Below are 14,592 nucleotides of genomic sequence, written 5' to 3'. Positions count from 1 at the left end.
GGCATCCGATTGGATGCCTTTTTTCTTATTTTGGAAGAAGGTAAAACGGTTACGACTGAAGTTGATGAATACTCTCTTCGATCGTCAGTTTCACTTCTGGATAAAGCAGAGTGAATAGTAATCGTGCAAATTGCTGCGTTTTCTTCGTGTCACAGTTACCATCGTTATCGAGGTATTTTTGCTGTTTGAGTGTATTGAACATAGCGGTAAACACACCTTTATCGAAGAATTCTGGAGCATTAATACCGTGTAAGCGTCCTAAACGTTGAGCAATATCTTGGCTCTTCTGTTCTAGGTCCGATTTACCGAGCTCTGGGTAAGCAACAAGCAAGTTCATCGCGATAGAGTAGCGCTGCAGTGTTTCTGTGATTGTACGACCTAGCAGAACCAAAGGCTGGTTGTTCGACTGATTGATCTCCAGCTTATCACCATCGAGGCTAATCATTTTCTGATCGGCAAACTCATGCAGTGTTTTAACGACCAATTCATCCAACTCGTCTTCTTGATAGCTTAAGAACAACTCTTTCTTCAAGAATGGGTAGATTTGCGCGACATTCGCTTGAATTTTTTCTACCGAAAGGTTGCGCTGACGAATGATCATCTGAGCAATTAATGATGGCAGAGCAAACAAGTGGATGATGTTGTTGCGGTAGTAGGTCATCAGGATCGATTGGCTACGATCCAGCGAAATGATGTCACCCATGCTATCGGTTTCAATCACGAACTTATCAAGTGAAATCGCATGATCGACCAACTCCTCAGCACTTTCGGTAGGGATAGTGGAGGTGCTTGAGTACGGATTATTTTTGAGTAGCTTTAAGTAACACTCGATCTGATTGATCAGCGAGTCACGAGAAAGTGCACGTTGACGAGAAGCAAGCAGTGCGGTTGCACACAAGGTCAACGCGTTTGCCGCCGCCGCATCATTGATGTGCGTCATCATCTTATTAGCAAGGTCGTTCACCACAGGATTCATCCACTGTGGTTTGTTACCACCCATGCTGTCGATGTCTTTCGTCCACTCAGGAGCATGCTCGTTCAAGTATTGGTTGAGCTGAATTGGCTCACCGAAGTTCACATAGCCCAAACCAAAGTTACGCAGTTTACGCAGAGTACGCAGTACAAGCCCTGCGTTTTCTTTCTCTTTGCGTTTGCCACGCAACTCTTTCGCGTAAGTGCCTACTTCCATTACGTGCTCGTAACCGATGTAGACCGGCACTAGTGTTACTGGGCGGTTTAGACCACGTAGCATTGCTTGGATGGTCATAGCCAGCATACCCGTTTTCGCTTGCAGTAAGCGACCTGTACGTGAACGACCACCCTCACTGAAGTACTCGACTGAATAGCCTTTGGCAAACAGCTCAGCTAGATACTCGCGGAAAATGGTTGAGTACAGTTTGTTACCTTTAAAGCTACGACGAATAAAGAACGCCCCACCGCGACGGAAAAGAGGACCGGCCGGGAAGAAGTTCAGGTTAATGCCTGCCGCAATGTGCGGAGGCACCATGCCTTCATGGTATAAAACGTAAGACAACAGTAGGTAGTCCATGTGACTACGGTGACACGGAACGTACACAATTTCGTGGCCGTCTTGCGCTAAACGACGCACAGTCGAGGCGTTATTGATGTGCAACCCTTGGTACAGCTTTGTCCATAGCCAACTCAGGATGCGGTCGCCGTTTTTCACTAGACCGTAGGAGAAGTCGGCGGCGATTTCATCCATGATGTCGTGGGCTTCTTTACGTGCCTTATCAATCGAGATATTTTTGCTCTTGGCTTCGTCAGCGATCGCCAGTTCAATAGCTGGAGATTTTAATAAACGAGCAAACAACACTTGGCGTTGTGGCAGGTTTGGGCCTGAAGCCGCAAGTTTTTGGCGAGAGAAGTGGATACGCGCCACGCGAGCCAATTTGTGCGCAATTGCGCTGTCGGTACCGTGAGAGTCTGCCATATAACGCAGAGATACCACGGGACTAAAGCGAACCAAGCAGTCGCGTCCTGCTGCTATTACCGCTTTCGCCTTTTGCGGGCCATTCATTGGCTGAAGGTAAGGCTTTTGGTTTTCTTCTTTACCTGGTTTACGACCCCAAAGCACGGTTGCAGGGATCATTTGAACGTCCAACTCACTATCCAGCTTATGCAGTTCCAGTAAGTCAGAGAACAGAGAGACAGAGTCGGTTGGGACATCATTATCGTTGTTCATCACAGTTGGACGCGCAGCGATAAAGACGAAACGGTTCAGCGTTTTGCCATTGATTTCCAGCGGACTGAGCGGGTCAGGCAGACCAAGGCTCATGGCTTGTTTTTGCAGTGTCAGCAAATCCACGTTCGAGCGGAACGGTAGGGCATATACAATCGGCTTAGCGAGGTCGATATTCAGATCTTCAATCGGGTTCGACGGGATTGTGGTGCCCTTTACCAGTACCGATAAAGGTAGTTTTAGTAATGAACGTGAAAATGATTGTCCAGAAGACATAAAGTTCACAGCCTCAATAGGTATTCAAACAGGCCTAACCTTATTTCAGTGTCCGCTTTGCATGTCTTCTATAGAAAAAGAAATGAGTACGGCAAAAGAAATAAGCCTAGGCGATAAAATTTAAGCGCAGCAAGGATACCAGAAACTGGTCAAACCTTTTAATTTTATTGGCTGTAAATTAGTCGAACTCCTAAGTTGTTGCTTTACTTTGATTAACTGAAAAGGCGGTGTTTTAAACGCATGAATAATGAACTTAGTCAGCAAACGAAGTGCACTCCACAAATAAATTAAAAAACAACCAATTGGGTTTTCATTTGAGCATTTACTGGATATACTCACAGTTAACTGTATAAAAAGACAGGTGAGACATGAAGCCGTTAACGCCACGCCAACAACAAGTCTTCGATTTGATCAAAAGTAAAATCGATGACACCGGAATGCCACCAACTCGTGCAGAGATTGCGCGTGAGCTTGGCTTCCGCTCTGCGAATGCCGCAGAGGAACACCTAAAAGCGCTTGCTCGTAAGCAAGCAATTGAAATTATTCCAGGTGCATCGCGTGGGATTCGTATCCTACTTGATGACTCTGCCGCTAATGACGAACAGGGCTTGCCTTTGATTGGTCAAGTTGCTGCGGGTGAGCCCATATTGGCTCAGGAACACGTAGAAGCGCACTACCAAGTCGACCCTGCGATGTTCAAGCCGCAAGCGGATTTCTTACTTCGTGTAAATGGCGAAAGTATGAAAGACATCGGGATTATGGATGGCGATTTGCTCGCTGTGCATAAAACCCAAGACGTGAGAGACGGTCAAGTTGTCGTTGCGCGCGTTGATGATGATGTGACAGTAAAGCGTTTAGAGCGCAAAGGCTCAACCATATTACTGCATGCTGAGAATGAAGAGTTTGCCCCAATCCAAGTAGACTTAACGTCTCAGCATCTTACGATTGAAGGCTTAGCCGTTGGTATTATTCGTAATACCGATTGGATGTAAGTGTATTTAAGCAGCCCAGTTCATCTGGGCTGTTTTGTCTTTTCTCTTCTTTTCTCTTTTTCTACTTCCTCCAAAAGCTTGCTTATCATCTTGACCTTGTTTGTTTTGAGCAATTTATAAGCTTGATAATGTAATTGATATTCATTATCATCTATTTCAATGTCTATGTTTTCTCTCTGGCGCAGGAAATGCCCATGTCTCAGTCTAAACATCAAGTTCCTAACCATTTATTAAAGCCACTGTTATTGCGTAGCCGTGAAAGCATGGTCGACAATGGCTTGGTGTACGATCCGATTGCTGCTAAAGCGTGTTTGAGCTGTAAGATGGCGCCGGATTGTTTGAGTGGTGATATTGCGCAGAAGCAATTGCTGCACGTGACGCTGACCCAGCTTTGTGACCAGCAGGTTAGTCACTTCTTACAGCAGTATCCTGATGCTTGGATTATCAATGTCGGAGCTGGGCTGGATACCCGCTTTTATCGTTTGGATAATGGACGCTGCCATTGGATAGAGCTGGATGTGACGGAAAATTTGGTATGGCGTCAGCGCTTGTTCCACAAAAATGAACGTTATGAACATCGCTGTGGCAGTGTGGATGAAATGTCGTGGCTAGAGACGTTAGCCATTCCAGAGCAAGCACCGGTACTCATTTTATGTGAAATGGCACTGCTCGATTGCACAGAGCGTCAAGTCGCGAAATTTATTCAAACCTTGGGTCGACATTTTGTTTCTGCTGAACTGTGTATGGTGCTAGCAGGAGATTTAACGGAAACCAAGTGGGGACAAAAGCTTGGCTCTGATCGTTATGCACATGGCTTTGAAGCGCCCGCAGAACAGATATTGCAATGGTTACCATGGGCACAGTGGGTGAAAGCTTTTTCGCCATTCGATCGATTCTGTTCTCGTTGGAAAGCTTGGCAGCGTTGGCTTAATAAGATTCCAATGTTGAAGCATCGCCTCACGCCAGTCCTCGTTCACATCAAGTGGTAATTGGCTAGTCGTTAAACGCTCAGGTACACTCGTCGATCTTACTGATGAGGTGCCTGTGACAAATTCAATCTTCTCTCCTTTATCTAACCCACAAGTTCATCGCCAGGTCTTAGCTTTAGCGATACCTATGGTGCTGTCGAATATTACTGTTCCATTGCTCGGTTTGGTCGATGCTGCGGTGATTGGTCATCTAGACCACGCTTGGTATTTGGGTGGTGTTGCGTTGGGCAGCACCATGATCAGCGTGACGTTTTGGCTGCTTGGTTTTTTGCGTATGTCGACTACTGGGTTGGCGGCGCAGTCCTATGGCGGTGAAGACCGAAAGCAACTTGCCTTGGTGTTTATGCAAGGCTCACTTATGGCGCTGCTGTTTGCGTTAGTCTTCCTTATTGCCCATACCCCGATAGCTGATTTGATCTTTGGTTGGAGTGACGCCAGCGCGGAGGTAAAACACTACGGTATGCAATATTTCTCTATCCGTGTGTGGAGTGCCCCCGCTGCGCTAATGAACTTTGTGTTGTTGGGGTGGCTGCTCGGAACGCAAAATTCCAAAGCACCAATGTGGATGGTGATCATCACCAACGTGACTAATATTGCCCTCGATTTGTTGTTTGTGATTGGTTTGGGGTGGAAAGTAGAAGGCGCTGCGCTTGCATCGGTGATTGCTGACTACTCAGGCATGGGTTTTGGTCTCATGTGTGTCTGGAAAACCTGGCGAGAGAGGCAATTACCATCACCTCAAAAGTTGCTAGCCAGCACTCAACACGGTTTAGGGCGATTCGTGAAATTGAATCGCGATATTTTCTTACGCTCTTTGTGTCTGCAAGCGGCTTTTAGCTTTATGACGTTCCAAGGCGCGAGCTTTGGTGATGAGGTTGTCGCTGCAAATGCGGTTCTGATGAGCTTCCTGATGATTATCTCGTATGGCATGGATGGCTTTGCTTATGCAATGGAGGCCATGGTCGGGAAGGCGATTGGTGCCAAAGATAGGCAACAATTGAGTGCATCGCTTGTCGGCACTTTCTTTTGGAGTTTGGTTATTTGCTTAGGACTGACCGCGCTCTTTGGTTTGGCGGGATCGGAGTTGATCGCCATGATCACTTCAATTGAGACGGTACAACAGCAAGCAGCGGTGTATCTACCTTGGCTGGTGGTGATGCCACTTGCGTCGATGTGGTGCTTTCTATTGGATGGCATTTTTGTCGGTGCAACCAAAGGCAAAGACATGCGCAATAGTATGTTTGTCGCGACCAGCAGTTTCTTCGTTGTCTTTTACTTGTTCGCCGAGTGGGAAAATCACGCGCTGTGGTTTGCAATGACGAGCTTTATGTTGATGCGGGGTATTGGTTTAGGGGTTATCTTTCTCTACCAATGGCACAAGGATACCTTCCTCGCACAATGTTGATATAAAAACAGCAGGTCCAAGCCTGCTGTTTTTCTGTCTGCTATCAAGAAGCATAGATTAGAACAAGCGGTTCAAACCATTCAACGCAGCGACACGATACGCTTCGGCCATTGTTGGATAGTTGAAGGTGGTATTGACGAAATACTCGATGGTATTCGCTGAGCCTTTTTGCTCCATAATGGCTTGACCGATGTGGATAATTTCCGCGGCACGTTCGCCAAAACAGTGAATCCCTAAAATTTCTTTGGTTTCACGATGGAACAATATCTTCAAGCTACCGATGTCTTTCCCTGCGATCTGTGCACGAGCTAGATGCTTGAACGAAGAGCGTCCTACTTCATACGGTACTTTCGCAGCTGTTAGCTCTTGCTCGGTTTTACCCACAGAGCTAATCTCTGGGATGGTGTAGATACCCGTTGGAATATCATCAATCAGATAGTTTTCTGCCTGACCTTTCGTAATGGCTTGTGCGACAAATCGCCCTTGGTCATAAGCGGCGCTTGCAAGGCTAGGGTAACCGATGACATCGCCTACAGCGTAAATGTGTTCGATATCGGTTTGGTAGTTACGGTTTACTTTTAGTTGTCCGCGAGAGTCCGCTTCCAGACCCACAGCACCCAAATTCAACTTATCGGTGTTACCTGTTCGACCATTCGCATACAACAAGCAGTCTGCCTTCATCTTCTTGCCAGATTGTAGGTGAATAATCACGCCATCTTCTGTGCCTTCGATTTTTTCATAGGTCTCATCATTACGAATTACCACACCGCTGTTCCAGAAGTGGTAAGACAGCGCATCTGACACTTCGTTATCCAAAAACTCCAACAAGCGGTCTCGGGTATTGATAAGGTCGGTTTTCACTCCAAGTCCGCGGAAGATAGAGGCGTACTCACAACCGATAACGCCTGCACCATAAATGATGATATGACGAGGGTCGTGTTTCAGGCTCAAAATGGAATCACTGTCGTAGATGCGCTCATGCAAGAAATCTACGTCGTTAGGCTGATACGGGCGAGAACCTGTCGCGATGACAAACTTATCCGCAGAATAGATTTCTTCTGTACCGTCGCTTTGCATCACTGCAATTGAGTAGTTATCGATAAATCGCGCGGTTCCGAACAAAAGTGTGCATGAGTTACGGTCATAAAAGCCCTGACGAAGTCGAGTTTGCTTATCAATGACCGATTTAGCATGATCTAAAATGTCAGAAAATGTTGCATGAACGCTGGTGTTGTTTCGACAAAATAGCGGGTTGCTATTAAATTCGATGATGCGGCTAACGGCATGACGCAGTGCTTTTGATGGAATAGTACCCCAGTGAGTACAACCGCCGCCGACACTGCTTTCTTTCTCGACAATGGCAACATTCAGTCCCGCTTTGGTTAATCCCATTGCAGCCCCTTCTCCGCCAGGGCCACTACCGATTACGATCACGTCATAGTGATTAACATGCGCCATGATGCCTTCCTTGTTATATTTGCTTAACATTGCTTTAGCGCGATTTTAACTCATTTACTCTATTGGTACACGTCATGCCTGTTAGAGAGTGGAAGTGATCACGCAGAATCGACCAAAAGGATGATTTGGTATGTTGTATGTCTATAAATTGCATCGAGAACATTGCAATTAGATGCATGCCAATAGTAACGTTCTCGGCGCTCAGAGCGAGCGAAGCAACATATCTTTCTCCGTAGGAGCAAATTGCGTTATATTGAGGCTCTTGTACCCTACAGAAAAAGAGCAAGTTAAGAATGAAATCGATGGGAATCCGCGCACAGCAAAAAGAGAAGACACGTCGATCATTGATCGATGCGGCATTTAGTCAATTAAGTGCGGATCGCAGCTTTTCCAGCCTTAGCTTGCGAGAAGTCGCCCGAGAGGCAGGGATTGCACCGACTTCTTTTTACCGTCACTTCAAAGATATGGATGAGCTAGGCTTAACCATGGTTGATGAAGGCGGTTTGCTACTACGTCAACTGATGCGTCAGGCGCGTCAACGTATTGTGAAAGAAGGTAGCGTAATTCGTACCTCGGTCGAAACCTTTATGGAATTCATTGAAAGTAGTCCGAACGTTTTTCGTTTGTTGTTGCGTGAGCGCTCCGGCACTTCTGCTGAATTTCGTACCGCTGTTGCTCGAGAAATCCAGCATTTTGCGGCAGAATTAACCGAGTATTTAATGAGCACCGGCGTGACCAGAGAAGAGGCGTATACTCAAGCAGAAGCGTCTGTGACTTTGGTTTTCAGTTCGGGGGCTGAAGCTTTAGATTTAGATCGACGTGAGCGCGATGAACTCGCCGAGCGATTGATCATGCAATTGCGAATGATAGCCAAAGGGGCCTATTGGTATCGCAAAGAACGTGAACGTAACCGATTAAAAGGCGGGATAGAATAATGTCGAATGGAAATAAATCTGAAAAGAAAACGCTGATTTTGGCACTGGTTGCAGGTATGTGTGGTGATGCTTTGTTGTCATGGTTGACCATGAGTGAAGTGTCTTTTTCAATCTTCCCATTGATTGCACTCGTACTGGCTGTACAAGCTCTTTACCAAGAGTACCTAAATAATCCGGTATCAGAAGATATCCCATTAGTTGGCTTGGCGTGTTTCTTCGTAGGTGCGTTTGGTCACTCTGCGTTTATTAAAGCGCAATACCCAGAAGCAGGCTCAAACTTCTTTGCGATCATGGTTTCAATGATCTTACTCGCATGGATTGGTAAGAAGCTAGGGTTTGTCAGCAAGAAGACTTCTGCGGAATAAGCAAAACGAATCAAATACAAAAAAGCGAGCCATTGAGCTCGCTTTTTTTGTATTTGACGCCGTGGGTTACGCTTTGCGTTCCAATAGCACGCCCGCTTCCATATGGTGGGTATAAGGGAATTGGTCAAACAGAGCAAAACGCGTCACGTTGTGTGTTTCGCATAGAATGTCCAAGTTCTCTTTTAGAGTCTCAGGGTTACAAGAGATGTACATGATGCGCTCGTAACCTTGCACCATTTTACAAGTATCGACATCCATACCAGAGCGTGGTGGATCGACAAAAATCGTATTGCAGTTGTAGCTCTTCAGATCCACGCCTGCATCTTGTAGACGACGGAATTCACGTTTGCCTTCGATTGCTTGAGTAAACTCTTCTGCTGATAGACGTAGGATTTGTACGTTATCAATCTTATTGGCGGCGATGTTGTACTGTGCAGATACAACCGATGGTTTTGCTAGCTCAGTTGCCAGGACGCGGTCGAAATTCTGTGCCAAGGCCAGCGAGAAGTTACCGTTACCACAGTAAAGTTCTAGTAGGTCGCCAGTGCTTTCTTGGGTGCAGTCGACCGCCCATTCCAGCATCTTCTCTGCGACTTTGCCGTTCGGCTGAGTGAAGCTGTTCTCTACTTGTTGGTAGATGTAGCTCTGACCATTTACATCGAGTTTCTCGACCACGTAGTCGCGGTCTAGGACAATCTTCATCTTACGAGCACGACCAATGATGTTTAGGTTGAAGCCTTCATCATTTAAGCGCTGTTTAAGGGCTTTCGCGTTTTCAATCCACTCTTCATCAAGTTGGCGATGGTAAAGGAGTGAAACCAGAATCTCACCACTTAGCGTCGATAGGAAATCCACCTGGAACAGTTTACGACGTAGCGAGTCGTTGTCTTTCATCGCTTCAACCAATAGCGGCATCAGGTCGTTGATCAGACGGCTTGCTGCAGGGAATTGGTCAACACGGTACTTCTCACGAGTTTCTTGGTTGAACATGATGTAGTAAAGATCTTCGCCTTCATGCCAAACACGGAACTCAGCACGCATGCGGTAATGCTGCTCTGGTGATTCAAACACTTCCAGTTCTGGCATGTTGTATGGCGCGAACATATCCGTGAGACGTTCGACTTTTTCAGCCAGTTGTTCTTGGTAGCGTTGTGGGTTTACATCAAGAGTAGCCATGATCTTACCTTTTATGGTGCATTCAATTTAAGAGCGCAGATTTTATTCAATCTCAATAGGATGTCCAGTTTTGTACTGGAATTGATTTAAAGATAGTGCGTACAGGCAGAGTAGAAAGCAAAATCAATCAAAACGTTACAACTTCTAAGGGCAATATTGGCTGGACAAATAATCAATAGCTGAATAATATTTGCCTCAAGTTGGTGCTATCTAGCAATCTAGATGGCTGAAATGGGAATCTGGTGTGAATCCAGAACTGACGCGCAGCGGTAAAAGAGAACGAACGCTCATCAGACACTGCATTAATTTATGTGGGAAGTCGAGCAAGTAGGCGGTACACCCGTGCTCTTGAGTCCGAATACCTGCCAACAACTGAGCCACAGCACTGGACTGTCATGACGACAGGGCTCGGAAGGAATTACGCGATTTAGGACAATACAATGAGAAAATCCGCACTGGCGATCACTTTGGCATCGCTGCTTTCACCTGTCTCTTATCTACAGGCCCAAGAAACCTCCACTGACGAAACCATCGTTGTGACTGCAAACCGTTTTGAGCAAGCCGAAAGCCGTACGTTGGCAGATGTTGAAGTGGTTACTCGACAAGACATTGATCGCATTCAAGCGAAAACCCTACCAGATGTGTTGCGCCGTCTTACGGGGATTCAAGTTTCACAAAATGGTGGTCGTGGTCAGTTAGCTTCTTTATTTGTTCGTGGTACCAGTTCCGACCAAGTTCTAGTACTGGTTGATGGCGTACGTTTTGCACGAGCAGCGAAGGGCGCTGTGGACTTTAACCAAATCCCACTTACTTACGTTCAACGGATTGAGTACGTGCGTGGTGCGCGTGCGTCACTTTATGGTTCAGAAGCGATTGGTGGCGTGATCAATATCATCACCATTGCGCGTGCTGACGAAGAAGGAACGAAGTTAAGCACAGGTTTAGGTAGCTTAGATTACCAAGAATTGAGTGTGGCATCTGGCATTAAAGTCACAGAGAGCGGCCAGCTGAATATCGCGCTTGGTAGTGAAAGTGATGATGGTTATAACGTTCGTCCTGTACCGGGAGTTAATGACGGCGATCGCCATGGCTTTGATACAAAGAATGGTCTGCTAGGTTACGTGCATAACTTCAATGACCAGTGGTCTGTATTTGGTAACCTACGTGCTTACGAAAATGTTTATCAATATGACAGCAGCTACGGCAGTCGCGGTTATTACGAAGCAGAAAAAGACGACCTTTCTGCCACTCTGGGCGGTAAGTATCAGTCTGATAATGTGATGTCAGAACTACAAGTAACGGCACAGAAACAGAAGTCTTGGAACTATGAGCAAGCAAAAGGCAAACACTCAGGTACTGAAGATGAACTTGAGCAGCAAAATGTCCAGTGGACCAACAGCTACTTGCTAAACAACAATACGACGTTTGCTGGTGGTGTTGACTGGCGTAATGAGTCTTATAAAGACAAGAGTGCGAATAAAACGTTTGATCGTACCAATGGCGCTCTGTTTGGTATGGCAACCACCAGTATTGATAAAGCAATGCTTGAGGGCAGTGCTCGCCTTGATGATAACGAAGAATACGGTAGTGAGTTCACTTACAGCTTAGCGGCTGGTTACCAGTTTGTGCCAGAGTTTGGTATTAAAGCTTCTTTTGGTACTGCGTTTAAGGCTCCAAACCTATATCAACAGTATGACCCAACATACGGTGAGAAAGATCTGAAGCCGGAAGAGTCAGATGCTTGGGAGCTAGCATTCAGCGGTGATGTCCAAGGCGTTTTTTGGTCCGTCACGGGTTATGACTATAAAATCACGAATCTTATCGATTACCATCCAACCACATACAAATATTTGAATGTCGATGGTGAAACACATATCCAAGGTGTGGAGCTTGTTGCTGAGTTTGATACAGGGATTGTGCAGCACCAGTTGAGTGCGGATTACAAAGATGCTGAAGATGATAAAGGGCATCAGTTGCAGCGCCGCGCTAAAGAAATGTATAAGTGGAACGCTTTAGTGAGCTTCGATAAAGTGGACTGGTCGGTTAGCTATCAGTATGTAGGTAAGCGTCCAGATGTGGATTACAGCACTTGGCCTTCACAAGATATCACGCTTTCTTCTTACTCGTTGGTTGATACGGCTGTGACTTACTATCCGAATGAGTCGACCTCTATTAGCGCTCGTATCGATAATCTATTTGATAAAGAGTATGAGATGGCAAAAGGTTACCCTGCCGCGGAGCGAGCGTACTATCTAAACGTTGGCTACGAATTCTAATCGTGAATGAACACAAACCGCCTTCGGGCGGTTTTTAATATTTTTGTGATGGAAAATCGAATGACGAAACCCAAGCAAGTGGTGGTCAGTTGGTCCAGTGGTAAAGATTCGACATTAACGCTTGAGCGCCTTAACGAGAATCCAAATTATCAAGTTGTCGGTTTGTACACGACTTACGTAGGGAAAGAAGTCCCTTTCCAAGCAACTCCGCTTGAGGTTGTACAAATGCAAGCAGACTTACTTGCGCTTCCGCTCATTACTATCGAGCTACCTGAAGTCTTTCCGAGTAACGACATTTATCAATCGACCATCGTTAATGCATTACAAAGTAGTGGTCTGAATATAGAAGCAGTCGCATTTGGCGATATGTTTTGCAATGGCATTGCCGAGTACCGACGCAGCTATATTGAACCTGCTGGCTGGGAGTGCGTCTTTCCGCTATTAGGGGAGAGCAGCGACAAACTAGCGATGGAAATCATAGAGCGTGGTATTCAAACGATGTTGATCACTATCGACGGAAGTGTTCTCCCTCCAGAATGGTGTGGTCTCTGGTATGACAAAGTCCTAATAGAGTCATTACCAAGTCAAATTGATCCCTGTGGGGAAAATGGTGAATTTCACACATTGGTCACGTCTTCGCCGTCTTTTCAAGGGCATATCGAGCTAACGAAGCGAGATGTAGAATCTGGAGATAGATTCAGCCATCAAAGATACCATGCTAAAGCATTGCCAAAACAAATCTAAGCAGTATGATCGCAACGTTTCTGTTCTTTAGGTAAGGCTCGTGCGAGTAGCAAGTAAGAAAAAAGTCCTAGTTTTTGACTCTGGTGTTGGTGGTCTTTCTGTATTCCAAGAGATACATCGCCTATTGCCGCATCTTGACTACTTATACTTATTCGATAATCAGGCTTACCCTTATGGTGAACTCGATCAGGCTGTACTCATTTCACGAGTTAACCAACTGGTCTCTTCATTAGTCGAAGAACACCAAGTCGACATTGTTGTCATTGCTTGTAATACGGCAAGCACCATAGTGCTTCCTTCCCTACGCGAAAATCTATCGATTCCCGTTGTTGGTGTTGTCCCTGCGATTAAACCCGCATCGCTTTTAGCATCAAAAGGGGTGGGGCTGATCGCCACTCCGGCGACAGTAACACGTCAATATACTCACGAGTTAATACGAGACTTTGCGCAAGGCAAACCAGTTGAGCTGTTGGGATCAACTCGCTTGGTGGATATGGCCGAAGAGAAGTTGCGAGGCAACAGCGTTTCTCTAGACGAACTGACAAAAATCCTGCTTCCGCTTCGCGATAAAATAGACGTTGCGGTGCTCGGTTGTACTCACTTCCCTTTAATCAAAGAGGAAATTCATCAAGCTTTGGGTGGAAACGTTACTTTAATTGATTCAGGTGCGGCCATTGCGCGTCGAGTAAAAGCATTACTATTAAGTGATGAAATTGAGGATACGAAAGAGGGAAGTAAGTCGATTTATGCCAGTGCAACTCCTTGGCAGGAAGATGCACTGAACATTTGTTTAAAGAAGCTAGGTTTTAATCCTGTTCTGGTTTACCACCATCCGGGTGTTTAGGATCGTTCGCAATTCTCACTTTTAGCGTTCTCTCCATATATTCCTTTTCATTAAGTTTATCGATAGCTGGCTTGGCATCTGCCGCAGCCATCACGACAAAACCAAACCCTCTTCTTTTTCCAGTGCGCTTATCTTTCATTAAGCGTACTGCATAGACCTGTCCATATTCAGCAAACAAATCGCGAACGTGACTCTCATTGGCCTTATAAGGAAGGTTGCCGACATACAGAGTTTTAGTTGATGGATCCGAGTCTGTTGATTGAATAGAAGGTGTCTGGCTAGAAAATGAAAATAAAAAAGCAGTAGCGATAACACCAATGAGAAAACTCAAGGCTGGTGGGATGGTGACTTGAGAGAAGACGATTCCCCCAACGACGGCCAGCCCAGCACATAAAATCAGATTTTTTTTAGACGTCATTTTAATTACTACACATAGTGATAAAGAGATCGATTGTCCATTAACAGAATAGACACATGAATCTTACGTATATGGTTGGTGTTTTTCCAACCAATTGCTGTGATATGTCTCAAATGTGACGAAGAAATATGCAAATATCACGCTTTTGGCTAACTAATGACCTGTTGAAAGTTTTTTTGCAAAAAACGCTTGTACTAATTTCTCAACTCCCTATACTGCGCATCCACCGACACGGAGTGAGACGAAAGTCACACAGCGAGTCGGAAGTGAGAGAAAAAGAAATTTGAAAAAATGCTTGACTCTCTCGCGGTGCGGAGTAAGATACGCACCCCTAACGACGAGCAACTGAGTTGCTGGATAAGTTAGAAAAGCTCTTTAAAAACATAAACCTATCAATCTGTGTGGGCACTCGTTGATGATAATCCAATTAGAAACTTCGGTTTCAAATTAGGTTTCAATGAAACGAAGTGACCATTGAATCTTCGGATTCAGCACAGTCAATTCAAACATTACT

At 45.6% G+C, this 14,592-nt stretch carries 12 protein-coding genes and 1 riboswitch; of the genes, 8 read left to right on the top strand and 4 right to left on the bottom strand.

Translation table 11 applies throughout. The annotated features are described in order from the left end of the window. Positions 1 to 49 precede the first annotated feature (49 nt). On the bottom strand, positions 50 to 2,476 hold the full coding sequence (plsB, locus tag L3V32_RS23705) for a glycerol-3-phosphate 1-O-acyltransferase PlsB (protein ID WP_053807606.1): 2,427 nt from the start codon (positions 2,474 to 2,476) through the stop codon (positions 50 to 52). A gap of 368 nt (positions 2,477 to 2,844) precedes the next feature. Between plsB and lexA the strand changes: the two genes are divergently transcribed. The 3 genes from lexA to dinF all read left to right on the top strand — a co-directional run bounded on the left by lexA (position 2,845) and on the right by dinF (position 5,862). Then, positions 2,845 to 3,468: a transcriptional repressor LexA gene (gene lexA / locus L3V32_RS23700; RefSeq protein WP_005393778.1), complete on the top strand. Its 624-nt coding sequence runs from the start codon at positions 2,845 to 2,847 to the stop codon at positions 3,466 to 3,468. Positions 3,469 to 3,662: 194 nt separating this feature from the next. Continuing rightward, the gene (locus tag L3V32_RS23695) at positions 3,663 to 4,457 is read left to right on the top strand and encodes a class I SAM-dependent methyltransferase (RefSeq protein WP_005393777.1); all 795 of its coding nucleotides are present in this window, start codon (positions 3,663 to 3,665) and stop codon (positions 4,455 to 4,457) included. Between the two features lie 55 nt (positions 4,458 to 4,512). After that, complete coding sequence (gene dinF, locus L3V32_RS23690) at positions 4,513 to 5,862, top strand: MATE family efflux transporter DinF (RefSeq protein ID WP_171058394.1); 1,350 nt, start codon at positions 4,513 to 4,515, stop codon at positions 5,860 to 5,862. A 57-nt stretch (positions 5,863 to 5,919) separates the two neighbouring features. On the opposite strand, the gene sthA is transcribed toward dinF, so the two are convergent. Then, positions 5,920 to 7,350 (bottom strand): Si-specific NAD(P)(+) transhydrogenase, encoded by a 1,431-nt coding sequence (sthA, locus tag L3V32_RS23685; RefSeq protein WP_006742759.1) that lies wholly within the window; start codon positions 7,348 to 7,350, stop codon positions 5,920 to 5,922. A 263-nt stretch (positions 7,351 to 7,613) separates the two neighbouring features. Here sthA and fabR point away from each other — a divergent pair, with 263 nt between their 5' ends. Both fabR and L3V32_RS23675 read left to right on the top strand, forming a co-directional pair. After that, positions 7,614 to 8,255 carry an HTH-type transcriptional repressor FabR gene (gene fabR / locus L3V32_RS23680; RefSeq protein ID WP_005378632.1) on the top strand — a complete coding sequence of 214 codons (642 nt, stop codon included), beginning with the start codon at positions 7,614 to 7,616 and terminating at the stop codon, positions 8,253 to 8,255. Continuing rightward, complete coding sequence (locus L3V32_RS23675) at positions 8,255 to 8,620, top strand: YijD family membrane protein (RefSeq protein ID WP_005378634.1); 366 nt, start codon at positions 8,255 to 8,257, stop codon at positions 8,618 to 8,620. The genes fabR and L3V32_RS23675 overlap by 1 nt, the downstream gene beginning before the upstream one ends. Before the next feature lie 66 nt (positions 8,621 to 8,686). On the opposite strand, the gene trmA is transcribed toward L3V32_RS23675, so the two are convergent. Continuing rightward, on the bottom strand, positions 8,687 to 9,796 hold the full coding sequence (trmA, locus tag L3V32_RS23670; protein ID WP_237285393.1) for a tRNA (uridine(54)-C5)-methyltransferase TrmA: 1,110 nt from the start codon (positions 9,794 to 9,796) through the stop codon (positions 8,687 to 8,689). A 184-nt stretch (positions 9,797 to 9,980) separates the two neighbouring features. Continuing rightward, a riboswitch (cobalamin riboswitch) is annotated at positions 9,981 to 10,181 on the top strand. Between the two features lie 55 nt (positions 10,182 to 10,236). Here trmA and btuB point away from each other — a divergent pair. The 3 genes from btuB to murI are packed head-to-tail and all read left to right on the top strand — an operon-like array spanning position 10,237 to position 13,660. Then, entirely contained in the window at positions 10,237 to 12,072 is a 1,836-nt protein-coding gene (gene btuB / locus L3V32_RS23665; protein WP_237285391.1) for a TonB-dependent vitamin B12 receptor, read from the top strand. Positions 12,073 to 12,132: 60 nt separating this feature from the next. Then, positions 12,133 to 12,816 (top strand): adenine nucleotide alpha hydrolase, encoded by a 684-nt coding sequence (locus tag L3V32_RS23660; RefSeq protein ID WP_182037205.1) that lies wholly within the window; start codon positions 12,133 to 12,135, stop codon positions 12,814 to 12,816. A 40-nt stretch (positions 12,817 to 12,856) separates the two neighbouring features. Continuing rightward, positions 12,857 to 13,660 (top strand): glutamate racemase, encoded by an 804-nt coding sequence (gene murI, locus L3V32_RS23655; RefSeq protein WP_237285389.1) that lies wholly within the window; start codon positions 12,857 to 12,859, stop codon positions 13,658 to 13,660. Here murI and L3V32_RS23650 read toward each other — a convergent pair. Beyond that, positions 13,623 to 14,078 (bottom strand): RNA-binding protein, encoded by a 456-nt coding sequence (locus L3V32_RS23650; RefSeq protein WP_046874612.1) that lies wholly within the window; start codon positions 14,076 to 14,078, stop codon positions 13,623 to 13,625. The two genes, murI and L3V32_RS23650, sit on opposite strands and share 38 nt — an antisense overlap. Positions 14,079 to 14,592: the final 514 nt, after the last annotated feature.

This window comes from Vibrio sp. J2-4 (assembly GCF_021728155.1).
GTDB lineage: Bacteria > Pseudomonadota > Gammaproteobacteria > Enterobacterales > Vibrionaceae > Vibrio > Vibrio diabolicus.
The sequence above is the reverse complement of the archived record's forward strand: the minus strand, read 5'-3'. Positions and strand labels throughout refer to the sequence as shown.